At 53.4% G+C, this 19,093-nt stretch carries 17 protein-coding genes; 5 read left to right on the plus strand and 12 right to left on the minus strand.

Features of this window, described 5'->3' with window-relative positions:
* Window positions 1-2: 2 nt before the first annotated feature.
* The 6 genes from HND56_00125 to HND56_00150 are packed head-to-tail and all read right to left on the minus strand — an operon-like array spanning window position 3 to window position 7,929.
* A complete protein-coding gene (locus HND56_00125; protein ID QKK04181.1) occupies window positions 3-1,259 on the minus strand; it encodes a hypothetical protein in 1,257 nt (418 codons plus the stop codon).
* An 11-nt stretch (window positions 1,260-1,270) separates the two neighbouring features.
* Window positions 1,271-2,029, minus strand: a complete 759-nt coding sequence (locus tag HND56_00130) for a gamma-glutamyl-gamma-aminobutyrate hydrolase family protein (protein QKK04182.1) — start codon at window positions 2,027-2,029, stop codon at window positions 1,271-1,273.
* A gap of 38 nt (window positions 2,030-2,067) precedes the next feature.
* The gene (locus HND56_00135; GenBank protein ID QKK04183.1) at window positions 2,068-3,258 is read right to left on the minus strand and encodes an iron-containing alcohol dehydrogenase; all 1,191 of its coding nucleotides are present in this window, start codon (window positions 3,256-3,258) and stop codon (window positions 2,068-2,070) included.
* 14 nt (window positions 3,259-3,272) lie between these two features.
* On the minus strand, window positions 3,273-4,682 hold the full coding sequence (locus HND56_00140; GenBank protein ID QKK04184.1) for an aldehyde dehydrogenase family protein: 1,410 nt from the start codon (window positions 4,680-4,682) through the stop codon (window positions 3,273-3,275).
* 12 nt (window positions 4,683-4,694) lie between these two features.
* The gene (locus tag HND56_00145; protein QKK04185.1) at window positions 4,695-6,149 is read right to left on the minus strand and encodes a glutamine synthetase; all 1,455 of its coding nucleotides are present in this window, start codon (window positions 6,147-6,149) and stop codon (window positions 4,695-4,697) included.
* Between the two features lie 49 nt (window positions 6,150-6,198).
* Window positions 6,199-7,929 (minus strand): DMT family transporter, encoded by a 1,731-nt coding sequence (locus HND56_00150; GenBank protein ID QKK04186.1) that lies wholly within the window; start codon window positions 7,927-7,929, stop codon window positions 6,199-6,201.
* 183 nt (window positions 7,930-8,112) lie between these two features.
* On the opposite strand from HND56_00150, the gene HND56_00155 reads away from it, so the two are divergent.
* From HND56_00155 to HND56_00170, 4 genes are all read left to right on the plus strand, one after another.
* Window positions 8,113-10,848 carry a cation-transporting P-type ATPase gene (locus tag HND56_00155; GenBank protein ID QKK06508.1) on the plus strand — a complete coding sequence of 912 codons (2,736 nt, stop codon included), beginning with the start codon at window positions 8,113-8,115 and terminating at the stop codon, window positions 10,846-10,848.
* The gene (locus HND56_00160) at window positions 10,845-12,266 is read left to right on the plus strand and encodes a bifunctional enoyl-CoA hydratase/phosphate acetyltransferase (protein ID QKK04187.1); all 1,422 of its coding nucleotides are present in this window, start codon (window positions 10,845-10,847) and stop codon (window positions 12,264-12,266) included. The genes HND56_00155 and HND56_00160 overlap by 4 nt, the downstream gene beginning before the upstream one ends.
* A complete protein-coding gene (locus tag HND56_00165) occupies window positions 12,263-13,366 on the plus strand; it encodes an acetate kinase (GenBank protein ID QKK04188.1) in 1,104 nt (367 codons plus the stop codon). The genes HND56_00160 and HND56_00165 overlap by 4 nt, the downstream gene beginning before the upstream one ends.
* A gap of 88 nt (window positions 13,367-13,454) precedes the next feature.
* A complete protein-coding gene (locus HND56_00170) occupies window positions 13,455-14,516 on the plus strand; it encodes a 1-acyl-sn-glycerol-3-phosphate acyltransferase (GenBank protein ID QKK04189.1) in 1,062 nt (353 codons plus the stop codon).
* A gap of 56 nt (window positions 14,517-14,572) precedes the next feature.
* Here the strand turns inward: HND56_00170 and HND56_00175 are convergent, their stop codons facing one another.
* Window positions 14,573-15,292, minus strand: coding sequence for a hypothetical protein (locus HND56_00175; GenBank protein ID QKK04190.1), 720 nt, complete (start codon window positions 15,290-15,292; stop codon window positions 14,573-14,575).
* A 12-nt stretch (window positions 15,293-15,304) separates the two neighbouring features.
* The gene (locus HND56_00180) at window positions 15,305-16,069 is read right to left on the minus strand and encodes a hypothetical protein (protein ID QKK04191.1); all 765 of its coding nucleotides are present in this window, start codon (window positions 16,067-16,069) and stop codon (window positions 15,305-15,307) included.
* 155 nt (window positions 16,070-16,224) lie between these two features.
* On the opposite strand from HND56_00180, the gene HND56_00185 reads away from it, so the two are divergent.
* Complete coding sequence (locus HND56_00185; GenBank protein ID QKK04192.1) at window positions 16,225-16,512, plus strand: N-acetyltransferase; 288 nt, start codon at window positions 16,225-16,227, stop codon at window positions 16,510-16,512.
* An 8-nt stretch (window positions 16,513-16,520) separates the two neighbouring features.
* Here the strand turns inward: HND56_00185 and HND56_00190 are convergent, their stop codons facing one another.
* From HND56_00190 to HND56_00205, 4 genes are read right to left on the minus strand one after another with little or no spacing between them, the layout of a single operon-like run.
* Window positions 16,521-17,189, minus strand: a complete 669-nt coding sequence (locus tag HND56_00190) for a DUF1109 domain-containing protein (protein ID QKK04193.1) — start codon at window positions 17,187-17,189, stop codon at window positions 16,521-16,523.
* The gene (locus HND56_00195; GenBank protein ID QKK04194.1) at window positions 17,190-17,783 is read right to left on the minus strand and encodes a sigma-70 family RNA polymerase sigma factor; all 594 of its coding nucleotides are present in this window, start codon (window positions 17,781-17,783) and stop codon (window positions 17,190-17,192) included.
* 38 nt (window positions 17,784-17,821) lie between these two features.
* The gene (locus tag HND56_00200) at window positions 17,822-18,238 is read right to left on the minus strand and encodes a DUF983 domain-containing protein (protein ID QKK04195.1); all 417 of its coding nucleotides are present in this window, start codon (window positions 18,236-18,238) and stop codon (window positions 17,822-17,824) included.
* Window positions 18,231-19,067, minus strand: coding sequence for a cytochrome c oxidase subunit 3 (locus HND56_00205; protein QKK04196.1), 837 nt, complete (start codon window positions 19,065-19,067; stop codon window positions 18,231-18,233). Before HND56_00205 ends, HND56_00200 begins: the two co-directional genes overlap by 8 nt.
* Between the last annotated feature and the right edge of the window lie 26 nt (window positions 19,068-19,093).

Below are 19,093 nucleotides of genomic sequence, written 5' to 3' on the forward strand. Positions count from 1 at the left end.
GATTATTCTTCGGCGGGGCAAATCTCAGCGATGAAGTTTTTGCCTGTTGATATATCCGCGAGCATATAGGGTTTCCACAACCCGAAAATACGGCAACCGTTTGCGGAAACAGCCAGGTCGCTGACTGCACCTGCTAAAACACGGATAATTTTTTGTTCACGTGTGACAAGGCAGAGATAGCTTTTTTGCTGATTGCCCCATAAATCTAAGACATCCGGCTCATCCCGTTTCAGCCCCGCATAGCTGCATGGTATCACAAAACCGTTTGATACCGGGTGACGCAGCATTGTATGTGCACCGTTTTCCATGTTCATTGGTGGAAGCGTGTATTGATCAACAAGGTTAAACTGACGGTCAAACCAGAGGACTTGACGGCTGTCATCTTCTTCTGATGCGTGGGTGGCAAGGAAATAGCGGTCGCTATTGCGATCGAATGTCGGATATGGCGGGTGTGTTCCGCGCCAGTTTATGTCGATTTCACCTTTTGTGCCGTCAGGCTTCTGCCATGTAAATTTTCCAGGCTGATATTTGCTGCGAACGGTTAGGGTGCTGTTGGGTAGTTTATGATGAACACTTGTGTGTTTGATTGTCATCATACCGTCATCAGGGTGAAAGGCCGGATGGGGAGGTCGTATACCGTAGCTTGGCTCACAATTGGTTAAATAAAGCCCTTTGGTTTCTGGATGGGTTTTACTGTTAAATTCTTCCACGAATTCAGCATTTTCGTTGAAATGACCGTAGTATATGATGTGACCGTATTTATTCACGGATTTCGGAACGCTGCGTAAATAAGTGAAACGCCGTGTCGCGGGATAGTAGCAAAGACGGCTATTCGTTTTTCCTATCGGCCCTTCGTCAAGTTTTCTGAACGTCCCTGTTTGCGTATCCAGTATAATAATCGCTCGCGGACTGATACGGTAATTTTTCGTGATAGCGTTATAAACAACATAGCGGTTGTCAATCCAGTGCGGGAAATTGCTCCCAAAGACACTGTTTTGCGTGTGTGCGCTGAGGATAGTAGGCATCTCTGTTTGAGAGAAAAACTTGACCGGATATTCGCCCGGCGCGGGATCAACCATATGTGATTTAATTCTTTCCGCAGCTGTTTTGTAGCGCTCCAGTCTTTCGCTTTCAAGCCCCAAAATGTCGATGATGGAGGTCTGCTGCGCGCCCTCCTCTGCCTGCGATATTCCCGCGTTGCAGATAAACGCCGATAGAAAAGAAAGTAAAGCAATAAAATACAAAAATTTTTTCGGCATACACATCTCGCTTAGTCACCCTTGCGGGACTGAACGGCGTTCAGATAATGTGCCAGCAGGGCATCGGCATCTGCCTTTGTTTCGTTGCGGGCGAATTCGGGGTGCCATTGCACGGCCATGACATAGCTGTCGGGCTCGTCCAGCCAGAATGATTCGATGACGTTATCGGTGGAGGAGACGGCCTGCACTTTCAGCCCTTTGCCGAGTTTATGCACGGCCTGATGATGGACGCTGTTCACAATCGCCTTTTCCCGCCCTTCGAAAATATAGGACAGCGCCGTATCGGGCGTGATATCGATTTCATGTTTCAGATTATCATAGGCATGGGCGCAGCGATGCGTGGTGTCCGTGTCGATCTGGGTGGCGATATCCTGATACAGCGTGCCGCCAAGCGCGACATTTATCAGCTGCATACCGCGGCAGATGCCGAGAACGGGTTTTTTCAGCTCTTTTGCGGCATGAAACAGTGCGATTTCGTAGTCATCACGGGCGGCATCACCTTCCCATTCCGGTTTCAGCGGTTCTTCGCCATAGCTGCGCGGGCATAAATCGGCGCCGCCTGCGAAAACGATTCCGTCCATTTCGGCCACTGCGTCACGGCTGGTCACCTTGCCGGAGATTTTCGGCATCATATAGGGAATCGCGCCCGCATCTGCGAAAAAATCGCACATGCCCTGTTCCAGAAAAGCGAGGGTTTTCTTGGCGTAAAATTTTCGGTCAGGATCCGGGTAAAAGAAATTGGCGGAAATACCGATACGTAGATGTGACATGGCGTCCTCTTATTGCCTTCCGTTATAAGGCGGCTCTTTTACGCCGCTATTTTGGCGCTGTCAAGGTCGCCGCGGCGGGCGGCGTCAAATAATGCGGCATAATCTTTTGCCTTCAAGGGCAGCGGATTGCCGCCCGATGACGGGTCGGCCAGCGCCATTGCGCCGATTTTTGCCGCATCGCCGGTTTTGATGCCGATTTCCGACAGGCTGTGCGGAATGCCCAGACTTTCCCTGATCCGCATCACCCAGTCCAGCACGGCGTCAAAACCGTGCGTACCGGGCAGGTTCAGGAAACGCGCCAGCAGTTCCATTTTGCCGTTGATGGCATCACGGTTACGGATCATCACATAAGGCAGAAGAATGGCGTTTAAAAGCCCGTGATGCTTGTCATACACCGCGCCGAGCGGATGTGCCAGCGCATGCACGCCGCCCAGCCCTTTCTGGAAGGCGGCCGCCCCCATCATCGAGGCTGCCAGCATATTGGCGCGGGCTTCCACATCCTTGCCGTTCATATAGGCGCGGGGCAGGTTCAGGGAAATCAGCCGCATGCCTTCCAGCGCGATCCCGTCCGCCATCGGGTGATAGCCGGGGGCGCAGAAGGCCTCGAAAGAATGGATAAAAGCATCCAGCCCTGTTGCCGCCGTCAGATGCGGCGGCAGGCCGATGGTCAGCGCCGGATCGGCAATCACGACATCGGGCAGCATTTTCGGGTGGAAGATGATTTTCTTTTCATGCGTGTCTTCCTTGGTAATGACGGAGGCGCGTCCGACTTCCGAGCCTGTTCCCGCTGTTGTCGGAATGGCGATAATCGGCGCGATTCCATCGGCATTCACGCGTGTCCAATTGTCACCGACATCTTCAAAATCCCAGAGCGGGCGGTTTTGTCCCGCCATCAGGGCAATAGCCTTGCCTGCATCCAGACCGCTGCCGCCGCCGAAGGCGATGACGCCGTCACAATGCTGTTCCTTGTAATAGGCTGTGCCGTCTGTGACGTTCTTTCCGGTCGGGTTGCCTTTGACCTTTGTGAACAGCGCGGTGGTCATACCGGCATCGGCATTGATTTTCAGCGCGGTTTTGACGATATCCGATTCCGCCAGCCCTTCATCTGTGACCAGTAGCGGCTTGCCGATATTCAAATCGCGGCACAGCTGCGGCAGTTTTGCCAAAAGACCCTCGCCGAAGATGGTTTTGGTGGGGTAGTTCCAGTTGCCGGAAAGTGTTTTGCTCATGCGTTCTACTCCTGTTAAAGGCGGAAATGCAGGTTTTTCGGGCGGGTGAAGCCGGAAAAACCCAGCACGGATAATGTTGCGCCGCAGCCTGAATCCTTGACGCCTGTCCATGCCAGTGCGGGGTCAAGATAATCACAGCGGTTCATAAACACCGTACCGGTTTCAAGATCAGCGGCCAGCGCGGCGGCGGCATCGGCATCCTGTGTCCAGAGCGAGGCTGTTAATCCGTAGGCGCTGTCATTCATCAAGGCGCGGGCTTCCATATCATTTTCGACAGCCATGATGCCGATGACGGGGCCGAAGCTTTCTTCCGTCATCACGCGCATATCATGTGTGACATCGGTCAGCACTTGCGGCGCAAGATAGGGCGTGCCTTTTTCGGAGGCCGGGAATTTGCCGTCATCAATCAATGCGGTTGCGCCCTGTTTGACGGCTTCGGCGATTTGTCCGCGCACGAAATCCGCTGCGCTTGTGCGGACCATCGGGCCAAGTGTGGTTTCGGGGCTGAGCGGGTTGCCAAGACGGTAGCGTTCCGTCAGCCGCACAAAACCGGCAACAAAATCATCATAAAGGCTTTTATGGACATAGATGCGTTCAATACCGCAACAGGACTGACCGGAATTGAAAAAGGCGCCATCGACAAGATTTTCGACGGCATTGTCCAGATCAGCATCAAAGCGGACATAGGCGGGGTCTTTGCCGCCCAGCTCCAGCCCGACGGGGATGAATTTGCCGATGACGGCTTTTTGCGCGGCAATACCGCCTTTGACGGAACCGGTGAAGCTGACGGAATCCGTGCGCGGATCAGCCAGCAGTTTTTCCGTATCCTGATGTGTCAGGTCAAGTTTCCGGAAGATGCCCTGCGGCAGTCCGGCTTCCTGAAAAGCGGCTTCATAACGGTCGGCAACCAGAGGGGTCTGGTGCGAATGTTTCAAAATAACGGCATTGCCTGCCAGCAGCGCGGGAAAAATGGCATTCACTGATGTCAGATAAGGGTAATTCCACGGCGCGACAACCACAGAGACACCGACGGGAACGCGTTTGATGCGGCGCAGGAAACCTTCTTTTTCCTCCGGCACGATATCCGCCAAAGCTTCTTCGGCAATGGCGATCATATGGCGGCCGCGTTCTTCCAATCCGCGCAATTCACCCGGTGACTGCGCCAGCGGACGACCGATCTGGCGGGTGATTTCTTCGGCGATATCGCTTGTCCATCCGGTCAGAATATCCAGCGCCTTTGACAGGATATCCTGTTTTTTCGCCAGCGGGGTTTTTGCCCAGTCTCGCTGTGCTTTTTTTGCGCTATGCAGGGCGGCATCAATATCGGATTCCGTATGATAGCTGCGGGTCAGATAGACGCTGCCATCCACAGGCGAAATAACCTGAAATGTGTTGTCGGCGGTTTTTTTTGCGGGTTTTCCCATGCGCGTTGTCCTTTAAATAATCTCGAAATAGCGTTGCAGTTCCCAATCGGTGATGGCTTTGCGGAATTCGCGTTCCTCCCATTCGCGGGACTGGGCGTAGTGCTCAACAAAATCCTTTCCGAACAGTTCTGCGGCGGCTTTTGACTGGCGCAAACGTCCCGCGGCTTCGTAAAGCGTGGCGGGGAACCGGAATTTCTTGGGGAAAGTCATGTCATAAGCATTGCCTTTGACGGGGGCGGTCGGTTCGATCTTGTTTTCAATCCCCCACAGCCCTGAACCGATGGCGGCGGAGAGCGCGATATAGGGGTTGATATCGGCGGCGGCAATACGGTATTCAACGCGTTGCGCTTTTTCACTACCGGTAATCGCCCTGAGTGCTGTCGTGCGGTTTTCAATCCCCCATGCGGCGGCAATCGGTGCCCAGAAACCGGGGATCAGACGGCTGAAACTGTTGACGGTGCAGGCCGTCATAGACAGCAGTTCCGGCATCAGCGCCTGCTGCCCGCCGATAAACCAGCGCATTTTATCCGAAATATTGTGATCGGCATCCGCATCATAAAACAGGTTTTTACCGCTGTCCTTATCGGTGAAAGACACATGGATATGGCCGGATTGCCCCGGCCAGTCCGGTGAATATTTCGCCATGAATGTGGCCATCAGCCCTTTTCTTTGCGCCAGAACCTTGACGAAGGTTTTGAATAGTGCGGCGCGGTCGGCGGCTTCCAGCGCGTTATCATAGACCAGCGCGGCTTCCAGCACCCCTGCCCCCGTTTCAGTGTGTAGCCCTTCGATCGGGAAACGCATATCACGGGACAGATTCAGGATATCCTGATACAGCTCGGCATGGACGGAGTTGCGCAAAACGGAATAGCCGAAAAATCCGGGAGTCAGATTATTCAGATTTTTGTAATTCTTCTCGCGCACGGATTCCGGTGTTTCGTCAAAAATAAAGAATTCAAATTCGCAGGAGGCTTGCGGCAGAATGCCTTGCGCTTCGGCACGCGCCAGAACGCGGCGCAATAAACCGCGCGGGCAGCATTTTTCCGCCGCACCGTCGAATTCCGCAAGACAGAAAATGCCGTTTTCCTCGAAGGGAATGATGCGTGCGGTATCGGGCAGCAGCCGGACAGGCGCATCGGGATAGGCGGTGTGCCATCCGGTATAAGAAGCCTGATCGTAAAGCTGGTCATTGGAATCCCAGCCCAGTACGACATCACAAAAGCCGAAACCGTTTTTTAAGGCAGAGATAAATTTATCGCGCTGCATATATTTGCCGCGCAACACACCGTCAATATCAAACACGCCGGTTTTGACGTAGTCGATACCGCCGGCCTCCAGCCCCTTGCCGATATCCGCAGCATCACCGCTGCGGAACAGGCTTTCGATATCTTTGCGTGTCAAACGGTTGGCAGCGGAGGCTGCAGAGCCTCCGGCAAAAGCTTCCGGCTGTGTTTTGAAGGCGGGCATAGCAAGGGCACTCCCTAAAAAGAAGAAAGAGATAAAAAATGTGCCGTTACTATATCACCGCTGCCCCGAACGGAAAAGCCCCGTGTTTATAGGAAAATAATCCGGCAAAAACCAGCAGCAGCATGGAAATCAGCACAATGGCAATAAAATTGAACTCGTTTTTCGGACGGAACAGATCGGGATTGATTTCGCTGCAGATTTTGCTGTTGCCATGCATTGGGTTTTTGCCGCATTCGCGCATCTGGTCGAAAATGGCAAAAAAGATAAAAACAACGGCGGCGCTCATCACCACCGAGGCCGTATCCTGCCATAAACCGTCGGGGCGGAAGACCATTAGGCCGAAGATGGTCGAACCGCCGATCAGAGCCAGTAAGACGATTTCGCTGAGCATCATATCGCGCAATTTTGACAGGACGAGGCTGTCGATATCCCTATAGAGAATGCGGACGCTATCGTCGTGCCAGTTTTTCTTTAAGGCGGTTAGTTTTTTATAAACAAGGTGAATGCGTTGTTTATCGCCGGTGGATAAAAGCGCGTCCGTGTATTTGATCAAGGCATTGAGCGGTTTTTTATCCCGTTTTTTATAAGAGGCGCGCAAAGCATCCAGCCCGTAAGAAATATCCAGCGCCAGCGTTTCCACATGTTTGCTGCGGGTGATGACGCGGTCCCATGCGAAGGCGATCAGAATGGCATAGATGACCGTTGTAAAGGAAATCGCATCGTAAAAATCCGGCAGCCCCCGCCCCGTTGTGAAATAGCAGTAAGCGCCGCCGAATAGCAGGGTGAGCATGCTGGAAGTATAGGAAAAACTGTGTTCGGCCTTGATGGTGACCAGCAGATTGGCTGTTAGGACGAATAAAGTGCCGATGACGACAAAATCATTGATGTGTGAAAAGCCGAAGATTTGCAGCCATGTGATCGACAGAACGGGGGCGAGATAATACAGCACCTGGATATTCGGGTTTTTTGCACCGAGAAAGCCGCGTGTGTAAAACAGGCTGCCGCCGGTATAAACGACAACACCGATAACGGCGGCCAGCCAGACATCATTGACGACCATCGTGCTGATACCGTCTTCCTGAAAATACCAGAAGGTCAGGATGAAAAACGGCAGGGCGGCAAAGCGCGTTAATCCGCTGCTGAAACAGGCGCTGAGCAGAACATCACCGTCATGATGCTGCGTAAAATATTGCGAGACCCGCGCCCTGAGAACCGTGCTGAGTGCAATGCCGAGACTGCCGATAAAGGCCAGAACATAGCCTTCCAGACGCACGGCTTCGATATCTTTGAAGGCGGAAAAGGCGAGCTGCTGCACAATTTCGCGGCTATCGGCGCTGACGATAAAGCCGACGCCGATCAGGGCGAGAAAACCGAAAGCGTAATCAAGCCCGCGGACTTTTTCCCAGGCTTTGGCAACCAGAAAAGGCGTCAGCCAGATGGCCAGTATCGGCCATGTTTCATATATAATCGTGGCGCCGATTTTTGATGTTTTGATCAACGCCAGCATAAAACAGGAATGCGCGACCGCCGCCGCCGCCCCTGTTGCAAAGGCTGAAAGCCAGATATGTTTTTCGACTTTCAAGCTGCTCCAAAAGCTTCTTTTACCGGTATAGCGGTTTTTGAAAAGCCTGTAGCCGATGGCAAAAGAGGCGAGGGAACAGAAAAAATGCGCCAGCATGACAAATAAAACCGGATCATTTTGCTCCAGCCCGAAAGAAGCCAGCAAAGGGTAAAGGCTGAAAAGAAAGACGGAGATAAGCATGGCAAAAACGGCTGTCATCGGAAGAGAAACCTTTGAGAAAAATGCGGAAAATGATTGACCGAAAAAACGGCTTTGGTGTCATTATTCTGGCACAAAGCGGAATCGCTGTCACCTGTGGAAATCGGGAAGAGAATTTTCAAGAGAGGCCGCGGGTTCCGTTGTCCGCTGCGGAAAGGAGTGATAGTATCTTTTGCAAGAGAGATGAAGGGGGCACGGGTGTCGCAGCAAGAGCAGATAATCCATACGGCGGAAACGGAAACGGCGTTACAAATCCTGAAAACGGATATGCACGGTCTGTCTGTGGAAGAAGCGGCGCAGCGTTTGGAAAAATACGGGTTAAACAAGCTGCCCGATGTAAAACGCGCCGGTCCGTTGACGCGCTTCCTCCGGCAATTTCACAATGTTCTGATTTATGTGCTGTTGATATCGGCGGCGGTGACGGCGCTGATGGGGCATTTTGTCGATATGGCGGTTATTCTGGCGGTTGTGCTGATTAATGCCCTGATCGGCTTTTTGCAGGAGGGGCGCGCGGAAAAAGCGATGGAGGCCATCCGCAAAATGCTGGCACCGGCGGCGGCGGTTTTGCGCGGCGGGCAGCGTGTGACTCTGCCGGCTGAACAGCTGGTACCGGGAGATATTGTGCTGATCGAAGCCGGGGATAAAGTGCCGGCTGATCTGCGCCTGTTGCAGGCGGAGGGGTTATTGATCAGCGAGGCGGTTTTGACAGGGGAATCCGTTCCCGTTGAAAAAGAGACGGCGGCTGTTGCGGAAAAACTGCCGCTGGGTGATCGCCGCTGCATGGCTTTCAAGGGCACGATGGTGGCGGGCGGCACGGGAACGGGCGTTGTTGCGGCAACGGGCGGCGCAACGGAAATCGGAAAAATCAGTGATATGCTGGCGGAAATTCAGCCGCTGGTCACACCGCTGATTGAAAAAATGAACCGCTTTGCCCGTTATCTTAGCGCCGTTATTTTAATCGGCGCGGCTTTGATGACGCTGTACGGCACGCTGCTGCGCGGGATGGAGTTTGCGGAACTGTTTATGGTGGCGGTCGGGCTGGCAGTGGCGGCGATTCCCGAAGGCCTGCCTGCGGTACTGACGATTACGCTGGCAATCGGTGTGCAGGCCATGGCGAAGCGGCATGCGATTGTGCGGCGGATGCCGGCAATTGAAACGCTGGGCGCGGTGTCCGTTATCTGTACGGATAAAACCGGCACCTTGACCCATAATGAAATGACGGTCGCGACGATTGTCACGGCGGAGGCCGATTTTACCGTGACGGGAGAAGGTTATGCGCCTGACGGGGAGGTGCTGCTGGGCGGGACGCCGATTGATCTTGCCGCGCATGAAACGCTGGGATTTATCGCGGAAGGCGGGGTGCTGTGTAACAGCGCGGTGTTGCATCAGGAACAGGATGGCTGGTTTGTTGAAGGTGACCCGATGGAGGGGGCGCTGCTGACGATGGCGCGGAAATGCGGCTTGCAGGAGGAGGAGCTGCGGAAGCGCCTTCCCCGCCGCGCGGCGATTCCCTTTGATGCGAAAACACGTTATATGGCGGTGCTGCATGAAACACCTGCGGGCGCGGCATTGCTGTATGTGAAGGGCGCGCCGGAAAAAATACTGGAGCTTTGCGGCAGTCAAAGACTGGCGGATGGCGGCGAGGCGGCACTGGATAAAGATTACTGGCGTGAGGCGGTGGAAACCATCGCAGCGGAAGGCCAGCGCGTTCTGGCGGTGGCGGTGAAATCTCTGCCCGCGCCGCAGCAGAAAATTACGGCGGAAGAGGCGGAGAACAATCTGGTATTGCTGGGACTGTTCGGATTGATTGATCCGCCGCGGGATGAGGCGGTCGAGGCCGTCGCGGCATGCCGCACGGCGGGGATCAGCGTGAAAATGATTACCGGTGACCATGCCGTGACGGCAACGGCAATTGCGCGTCAGGTCGGGCTGGAATATCCGGATCATGTGCTGACAGGACATGATCTGGATGCGATGGATGATGAAACGCTGAGCCGTGCCGTGCTGGAAACGGACGTTTTCGCACGGACAAGCCCTGCGCATAAATTAAGACTGGTGAAGGCTTTGCAGGCACATCAGATGGTGGTGGCAATGACGGGGGATGGTGTTAATGATGCCCCGGCGCTGAAACGCGCCGATGTCGGCATTGCGATGGGGCGTAAGGGCAGTGAAGCGGCGAAAGAAGCCGCGGCGATTGTTTTGTCGGATGATAATTTCGCCTCCATTGCCGCCGCCGTACGCGAGGGGCGTACGGTGTATGATAACTTGAAGAAAGTGATCGGCTGGACATTACCGACCAATGCCGGAGAATCGCTGGTGATTGTCGGTGCGGTTTTTTCAGGCATGACTTTGCCTTTGACCGCTTTGCAGATTTTATGGATTAATCTTGTCACCGATACGGCGCTGGGGATGGCACTGGCTTTTGAGCCGACAGAGGAAAATACGATGAAGCGTCCGCCGCGTCCGCGTACGGAAGCGCTGCTGTCGGGCGGGCTGGTCTGGCAGATTGTTTTTGTCTCTGTGCTGTTTGCCGGCGGCATCTGGGGGATATTCCTTTACGGCGAGAGCCGCGGACATAATCTGGATTTATGCCGCACAATGGTTGTCAATGCGCTGGTGGTGATGGAGATCGCCTATCTGTTTTTCTTTCGCAATCTTTACGGTACGTCGCTGACATGGAAAGCGGTGCTGGGAACGCCGCCTGTCTGGATTGCGGTGATGTTGGTGACGGCAGGGCAGTTCTTACTGACTTATACGCCTTTTATGCAGGGCGTTTTCGGCACCGAGAGCGTTCCCTTGCAGGATGGCGCGGTCATTATCTGCACAGGCGCGGTGCTGCTATTTATCATGGAGTTTGAAAAACAGATAAGGCTGCGGATTTTTAACAGGGTGAAACGGAAAAGGGACAGGCAGAAATGACAGAAGAACAGAATGACGGGATGATCGAAAATGTCACCTTTGACGAATTGAAAATCGGACAACAGGCCTCGCTGATGCGGGAGCTGACAAAGGAAGAAATTGATCTGTTTGCCCTCGCATCAGGGGATATCAATCCCGCCCATCTGGACGAGGTCTATGCCAATGACACGATTTTTCACGGTATCATCGGACATGGTATGTGGCCGGGAGCTTTGATTTCCACGCTGCTTGGTACGGTGCTGCCGGGGCCGGGAACGATTTATTTAAGTCAGAATATCCGTTTCAAAAAACCGGTGCGTATCGGTGATATGGTGACGGTCACGGTCACGGTGACGGAAAAACGGACGGATAAACCCGTTGTGACGCTGGACTGTGAATGCCGCAACCAGCTGGGCGAGATTCTGGTGAAAGGAGAAGCGGTGGTACTGGCGCCGACGGAGAAAATCCGTAAAGAACGCACGGAGCTGCCGGAAGTGCATTTTAAATATGCCGACCGTTACCGTGCTTTGATTGATTCCTGTGAAAACCTGCCGCCGCTGCAGACGGCGGTGGTGCATCCGGTGAAGAAACACGGAATGGAGGCGCTGCGTGAAGCGGTGGAGGAAAATCTGATTATTCCCGTTCTGATCGGCCCGAAGGCGCGTATTCTGGCGGCGGCGGAGGAGGCGGCATTTGATATTTCCGCATTCGAACTTGTTGATACGGAACATTCCCATGCGGCGGCGGAAGAAGCGGCACGCCTGGCGGCATCCGGTCATGTACAGGCCATTATGAAAGGGTCGCTGCATACCGATGAACTGCTTTCGGCGATTGTGGCGCGTGATAGCGGGCTACGGACGGAACGGCGCATCAGCCATGCTTATGTCATGGATATCCCGTCTTATCACAAGCCGCTGATTATTACCGATGCGGCGATCAATATTTCGCCCGATCTGGAAGTAAAGGCCGATATTTGCCGCAATGCGGTTGCCTTGTGGAAGATTATCGAAGGCAATGACGGGCTGGAGCCGAAAGTCGCGGTGCTGGCTGCTGTGGAAACCGTGAATGCGCGGATGCAGGCAACGATTGATGCCGCCTGTCTGTGTAAAATGGCGGAGCGCGGCCAGATTGCGGGCGGCATTTTTGACGGGCCGCTGGCACTGGATCTGGCGATCAGTCAGCAGGCGGTCGCGCAAAAAGGCATTACCTCATCCGTTGCGGGGGATGCCGATATTCTGATAACGCCGGATATCGAGGCGGGAAATATGGTGGCAAAACAGCTGACGTTTCTGGGGAATAGCGATGCGGCAGGATTGGTGTTGGGCGCACGTGTGCCGGTGATTTTGACCAGCCGCTCGGATAATCTGCGCACAAGGCTGATGTCCTGTGCGCTGGCGGTCAGAATGGCGGAGGCCCGCAGACAGGGGCAGATTAAATGACGGATATATTACTGGTTTTAAATACCGGTTCATCGAGTGTGAAATTCCGTATTTTCGGTGCGGCGGCGGATTTGCCGCTGCTGGCTGACGGGCGGGTGACGGGGATCGGCACGGCACCGGTTTTTACGGTCAAAGGGGAAACGCCGCGTGAGCTGCCGCAGGATTTGACGCAGAAACAGGCGCTGCAATATGTGCTGGACTGGATTGACGCTGCGGATGACGGCCGGCATGTTGTTGCGGCGGGGCACCGTATCGTGCATGGCGGCGGGGTGTTTTGCGCCCCTGTTTTGCTGACACCGGAGGTGCTGGACAGACTGGACGGATTTGTGCCTTTGGCACCGCTGCATCAGCCGCATAATCTTGCGGCGGTGCGGGCTTTGGCGGAGATTTATCCCGGGTTGAAACAGATCGGCTGTTTTGATACGGCTTTTCATGCCGGACATGACGCGGTGGCGGATTGTTTTGCCCTGCCGGAAAAATTGCGGGAAGAAGGCGTGCGTCGTTACGGTTTTCACGGGTTATCTTATGAAGGCACGGCGCATTTTCTGGCGCAGGAAGGAAAAATTCCGCCGCGGGTGGTTGTGGCGCATCTGGGTAACGGTGCAAGTCTGTGCGCAATGAAAAACGGAAAAAGCATTGATACGACGATGGGGATGACGGCGCTGGACGGTTTACCGATGGGGACACGCTGCGGTGCGCTTGACCCCGGGGTGCTGATTTATCTGCTGCGCACCGGTATGTCGCCGGATGCGCTTGAGGAGATGCTGTATCACGATGCGGGTTTAAAGGCGCTGTCGGGCGGTGTGTCGGATATGAAGGCTCTGCTGGAGGATGGCGGTGAAAAGGCGGTATTCGCCGTGGATTACTTTACGCGCAAAGTGACGCAATATATTGCGATGATGGCGGCGAGTCTCGGCGGCCTTGATCTATTGGTTTTTACGGGCGGAATCGGCGAAAATGCCGCGCCTGTCCGCAGGGCTGTTACGGAAGGGCTGGCTTTTTTAAAACCGTTTGATGTGCGTGTGGTGGGTGCCGATGAAGAGCGCGTGATTGCCCGTCATATCCTTGAATTTTTGTCGCAGGAACAAGAAAAATCCTAGAAATAACTTGATTTCACCTCTGAAACCTTTTACATACACAGGTCTTGGTTTTTAATAATACTGCATTTTATGAAGAGGGAATTTTCAAATGGATAAAACGGAAACCGTCACGGAAAAAACCGCTGCTGAAAAAACGAAAGACAAAGCCGCGAAAGTAACGGCGGGTGTGAAAGCGGGTCTGCAGACTGCCGGAAGCAAGCTGAAAAACGGTATCGGTGCTGTGACAAAGAATTTCCGCGCGGCCATTCGTATGGGGATTGCGCTGGCGGCAACGCCTGCTTTTATCGGGCTTGCGGCGTTGCAGGCTTTTGTCGTGCGTCCGCTGACGGGTAACCAATCCTTTATTCCCAATCTGATTTACAATGCTTCGGCAAAACTGATCGGTTTGAAGATCAAATTTAACGCCGCCTCCGCCCCTGTCGAGAAAAAACAGACATGGTATGTTGCCAATCATATTTCCAATGCCGATTTTCTGGCGCTGGGTGCGAAGCTGGACGGCACTTTTGCCGGAAAAGGCGACATCATGAAATGGCCGGTGGTTGCGCAAATGGCGCGGGCGATCAAATATATCGGTTTGCGCCGTTCCTCGGAATATAATGCCGAATCCCGCGCCAAGCTGGTGAAAAATTTCAATGACGGCCAGAATGCCATCATGTTCCCCGAAGGCACGACATCGGACGGGTCGAAAGTGCATTTGTTCCGTGCGGCGCTTCCCGGCCTGCTTTACGGTGATCCCGCCGTCGACAAGAACAAGCAGGAAATTAAACTGGACAAGGATGTGGTCGTACAGCCTGTTGCCATCAAAATCAAATCCGTGAACGGCAAAGACCCGTCCGGTGATGCAGATCTGCGCGAGCTGTATTGTATGTATCACGAAGAAAATATGCTGACCCGTATCTGGAAACGGATGCAGGTACGCGAGATCACGATCGAGCTGACGGCGATGAAGCCGCTGAAACCGCAGGAATTCAAGGATGCGAAAGAGCTGATGAACAAAGCGGCGCTGGATATTGCCACGGTTGTTAATCCGGGTCAGACGACATTTACAAAGGCGGAAATTCCGTCGCAACCGCAAAAACCGGCAAATGACACGGCAAAGAAAAAGCCGGCAGCAAAACAGAAAACAGCTGTTGCCGCGAAAAAAGCCTAAGAATTTTTGAAATTTAAGTTAAGGAGCGCATTCTCTCAAGGGGATGCGCTTCTTTTTTATCTGCGCCGTAAAGGCGCGCTGGCGGTGGAGAATTTAATCTGTTCCGGATGCGGCGCGGCTGTCTCTTTTTCCGTCAAATCAAGGATGTGTAACCCGTCATTTTTGGCTTTGCGGACGGCTTCTTTCAGATGTTTGGCGTTCGTGCGTATATAGGGGCCGTAGCTGAGATCGCTCATCTGCCAGTCTTTTTTGAAATTGTCCCAATTCCGCAGGCGCAGAAAGCCGTCATCATATTCTGTGACGTCACTGGCCAGAAAGGCGATTTTTTCATTTCTGCCGCCGGAGCCGTCACTGTAACCATCCATAAAGACCAGCAGATCATCATTGCCGAGCGTGTCGTCCAAAGCGGCGGTGTTGAAAAGAAAGGAAAGTTTTTTATCAATCAATTCCTCTGTGACGGCTTTGCCGGTCACTTCCGTTAAATCAATCAATTGGCCGCGTCCTGACGGTGTACGGCCTTCCATGATATTGCAAAGCTCCTGAAACGGCAGGGCGACATAGATTTTTTCCTGCGCCGCCGTCTCCATAACGGAAATCTGTTCCGTACCGGAGTAATAGCGCGTGATCTGGCTTTTGCCCATGCGGATCTCGCGCTCCCCCGCACCTGTCAGGTCGCGCATATGCATGCGCAGCGCAATCACAGGTTCGGCGGTGCTGCGGTTGCCGAGATAGCGGATTTTGCTTTTTTCCTTGAACATGTCTTTATGCTGTTCCATCCCGTATCTCCCCTAAATGGCCTGACGGCAGATTTTCGCCGCTTTGGGAGAGAGTTTCAGTCCTGCAATCAGGCGCGCTTTTTGCGGAGGGGGCGTCTGGCTGCGCAAATCAGCGATTTTCAAGCCTTTGGAAACGGCATCCGTAAGTGCCGTCTGCAAGGATTCCGTATCGATTTTGGAAATGAAAGGGCCGTAATTCGTACTCATATGCCACTGTTCTTTATAACTGTCCCAGTCCCGCATCGCGGTATAGGTGCCTTCGCTGTCGGATTTGACGGAGAGAACCTCGCTTTTCAGGAAGCCCATCAATATGTATTTTCTTTTCTCGTTCTTGGAACTGTATCCATAGGCGATAATCAGGGAATCGCCATCAGGAATTTCAGACAGGACGGCCTCGGCATTAAAGAGCTTTGCAAGCCGGGCTTTGGCTTCCCGCTCTTCAGCGTCCCGTCCTGTGACGTGACTGAGGTTAATCAGGCGTTTTCCGGCGATATATGCGCCGTCCAGCTCTTTACAAAGCGTCTGAAACGGCAGCATAACGGTGATTTTTTCACCTTGTGCGGTTTTAATGATGCTGCGGAAAGGGTCGGCATCGCTGTAGTAACGGCTGATATCCTCGCGTTTGATACGGACACGGCGTTCCAGCGTATCATCCTCGCCTTTGACGGGCATATTCAGTTCCACCTCGCATAATCCGCCGTTTTGCCGCGTATAGGTAATGCGCCGCTGCGGGGCGGCACTGTCGGGTTTTTCCTGTTTTGTGTCGGTTTCAGCCATATTAAATGCTCTGCCGGTCGAATTGATTTGCCAGCATAAGATAGCAGAATGGTAGTATTATGTCAATAATAACGCGGAATTTCTCCTGCAGAATGCCGTTTTGGTTTATGATGGGAAATATGATCTTTGCGCGACTGTATCAGGAGGATGTCAGCATGACGAAATTTACCGATAATACAAAAGCAAACCGTTTTGAGCTGGAACTTGACGGCGGCACGGCAATTGCCGATTACACAAGGGATGGTGACAGCCTGTCGATCAACCGCGTATTTGTGCCGGAAGAATTGCGCGGCCAGGGTGCGGCGGGAAAAATCATGGCGGAAATCGTGCAGGCGGCGGAGAAAAGCGGTGACAGGATTGTGCCTGTTTGCAGCTATGCTGTGGCATGGATGGAAAAGCACGGGAAAAAACCGCCGAAGAAAAGCGGTCACACGCCGCATTAACGGTTTTTCTACCAGCGCAGGAATGTCATCCCGGCCAGCAGTCCCAGAAAAGACAGGCCGAAGGCTGGCAGGAAATGCCAGATCAATAAATGCGCAAAACCGTCCGCACCGCAAACCAGACGCATAACCGCTGCCGCGAAAGCGGCAATCCCCAGCAGCACGGCATAACCCGTCCAGAGCGGCAGTACCGGTGCGGATTTCCTGACCAGATAAAAGGCAAGCAGGGCAGGCACAGCCATCAGCAGGATCAGGTTCACGGCGCAATGGTGGAAGATGCCGTATTTGCCGATTTCACTATGCAGATGCTGCGGTTCCGCCAGCAGGAACAGCATGATATTTGCCCCCAGTGCCAGCAAGACGGTCACCCATACGGCGGCGAAAGGCATTTTGCCGTAGCGGATATCCGGTACGGAAAGCTTAAATCCGGCGTAAAGGCATAAAATACCCGAGAACAGCAATACAGCTGTTTCGGCAAGGAAGCCGGCGCCTGTCAGAACCGTGGCAAGGTCATGCCGGAAACCCTTGATAATTGTGACGGCCAGCAGCATGGCGGCAAGGAAAACCGCACTCCATAATGCTGTGCGCTTTGCCGGCGGCAGTAGAGGACGGACGGGCGGGAGCTCTTCCGCCAGTGCGCTGATCAGTTTTTTCGTGTTTTTGTCCTTATCCGGTATCATTTATGCGTCTTCTTCTCCGTAACCGTGTTTGACAAGCCAGTCCTGCATTTTCCTGTAACCGCGATGCGCTGCGACTTTGACCGCGCTTTCGCTCATTTTCATTTCTGTGGCGGTTTCCGCAACGGAGTAACCGTCCAGCTTCATCATATTAATGATCTTGCGCTGTTTATCGGGCAGCTGTGCCAGTGCGTCATGCAAATCCTGCATCTGCACGGTTTCTTTATTACTATTCGATGGAATATGCAAAAAAGTTTCAAAATTTTCCGTTAAGACCTCTTTTTGCGTATGGCGGGTCATTTTGCGCAGGTAATCAATCATTTTGTAGCGGGCAACGCCGTACATCCAGCGTTCGAAAGGTTCATCGGGATTATAGGTATGGCGGGATTTATGAATGGCCAGCAGGATTTCCTGCACAATATCCTCAATCGCATCATGGTTGAAGATCCGTCCCTGCACAAAACGGCGCAATACCGGCGCAATTGCTGTTAACAGCTTATTATAGCATGTTTTATCCCCCTGCTGCGCGGCGCGCATCCAGACGGACCAATCGGGATTGGCTTCAAGTTTTTTGCTGTCGCTATCCGGCGTTTCCATGAGGTTTAGTTTAGCGGCGAATGCGGCAGGTGCAAATGCTATTTCTTTTTGGCGTCTTTCGGCGGGCGGTGACGGTATTCCAGCAGCAGAATATAGGCTTTGACGGCGGGCATCAGGAAAAAGACCGCAACCGCCCCCAACCCGCCGACATAGAGAAGATGAACCCAGATCGGCGGCGCGAATTTGACATCGATAATCCAGGCCAGCGGCATCAGGGAAAAGCCGAGCAGAAAAATCAGAAAAACGGCGGCACCGTCGCCGATATCATGGTCGCCCAGCGCTGCGCCGCATTCCGGACATTTTTTTGTGATGGTCAGGAAAGCGGAAAACAATTTCCCCTTGCGGCAGACCGGGCAGCGCCCTTTGAGGGCAAAGCCGAGATCGGAGAAAAGGCCCGGCGTTTCCTCCGGGCCCTTATCATTTCCCTTATGCTGTTTGGGGGCGGTTTTAGGCATTGCCCCACCAGTAAACAGCGCAGAACAGAAACAGCCAGACGACATCGACGAAATGCCAGTACCATGCGGCGGCTTCGAAACCGAAATGGCTTTCGGGTGTGAAATGTTTCTTTTTGGCGCGGAAATAGCATACGGCCAGAAAGATCGTTCCGACCAGAACGTGGAAACCGTGGAAGCCCGTCGCCATGTAAAAGGCCGAAGAGTAAATGCCGTCGGTAAAGCCGAAGCTGGCATGGAAATACTCATAAGCCTGAAAACAGGTAAAGACGATACCCAGCAATACGGTGTAAAGCAGGCCGCGGACGGCGTTGTCGTTATCGCCTTCAAGAATGGCATGATGCGCCCATGTAACCGTACAACCCGAGAGCAGCAAAATCATTGTCATCAGGAAGGGCAGGCCGAAAGCGGGGATTGCATGAACGCCCTCCGGCGGCCAGACACCGCCGATCGCATCTGTCGGGAACAGGCTGGCATTAAAGAAAGCCCAGAAAAAAGCGAAAAAGAACATAACTTCCGAGGCGATAAACAGCGACATACCGTAACGCATTCCGATTTTCGCAATCGGCGTATGCGCTTTTTCTTCGACGGCTTCGAAAATCACATCCTTCCACCAGAAAAACATGACAGCCAGAACGGCGGCGAGGCCAAGGAAAACGCCTTTTAATCCGACGGATTGTCCGAGGAATTTTACCTCATGCATATAAAGCACGGCACCTGCTGCCAGTAGAAAAGCGGCAATCGCACCAAAGAACGGCCAGATGCTGGGTCTGACGATATGATACGGATGCTCTCCGCCGCTTTTGAAGTCATATTCGATTTTTTCCGACATGGTCTTGTCCCCGTTTTTTCTTAAGG

The sequence above is a fragment of the Pseudomonadota bacterium genome (assembly GCA_013285465.1).
GTDB lineage: Bacteria > Pseudomonadota > Alphaproteobacteria > Micavibrionales > CSBR16-224 > CSBR16-224.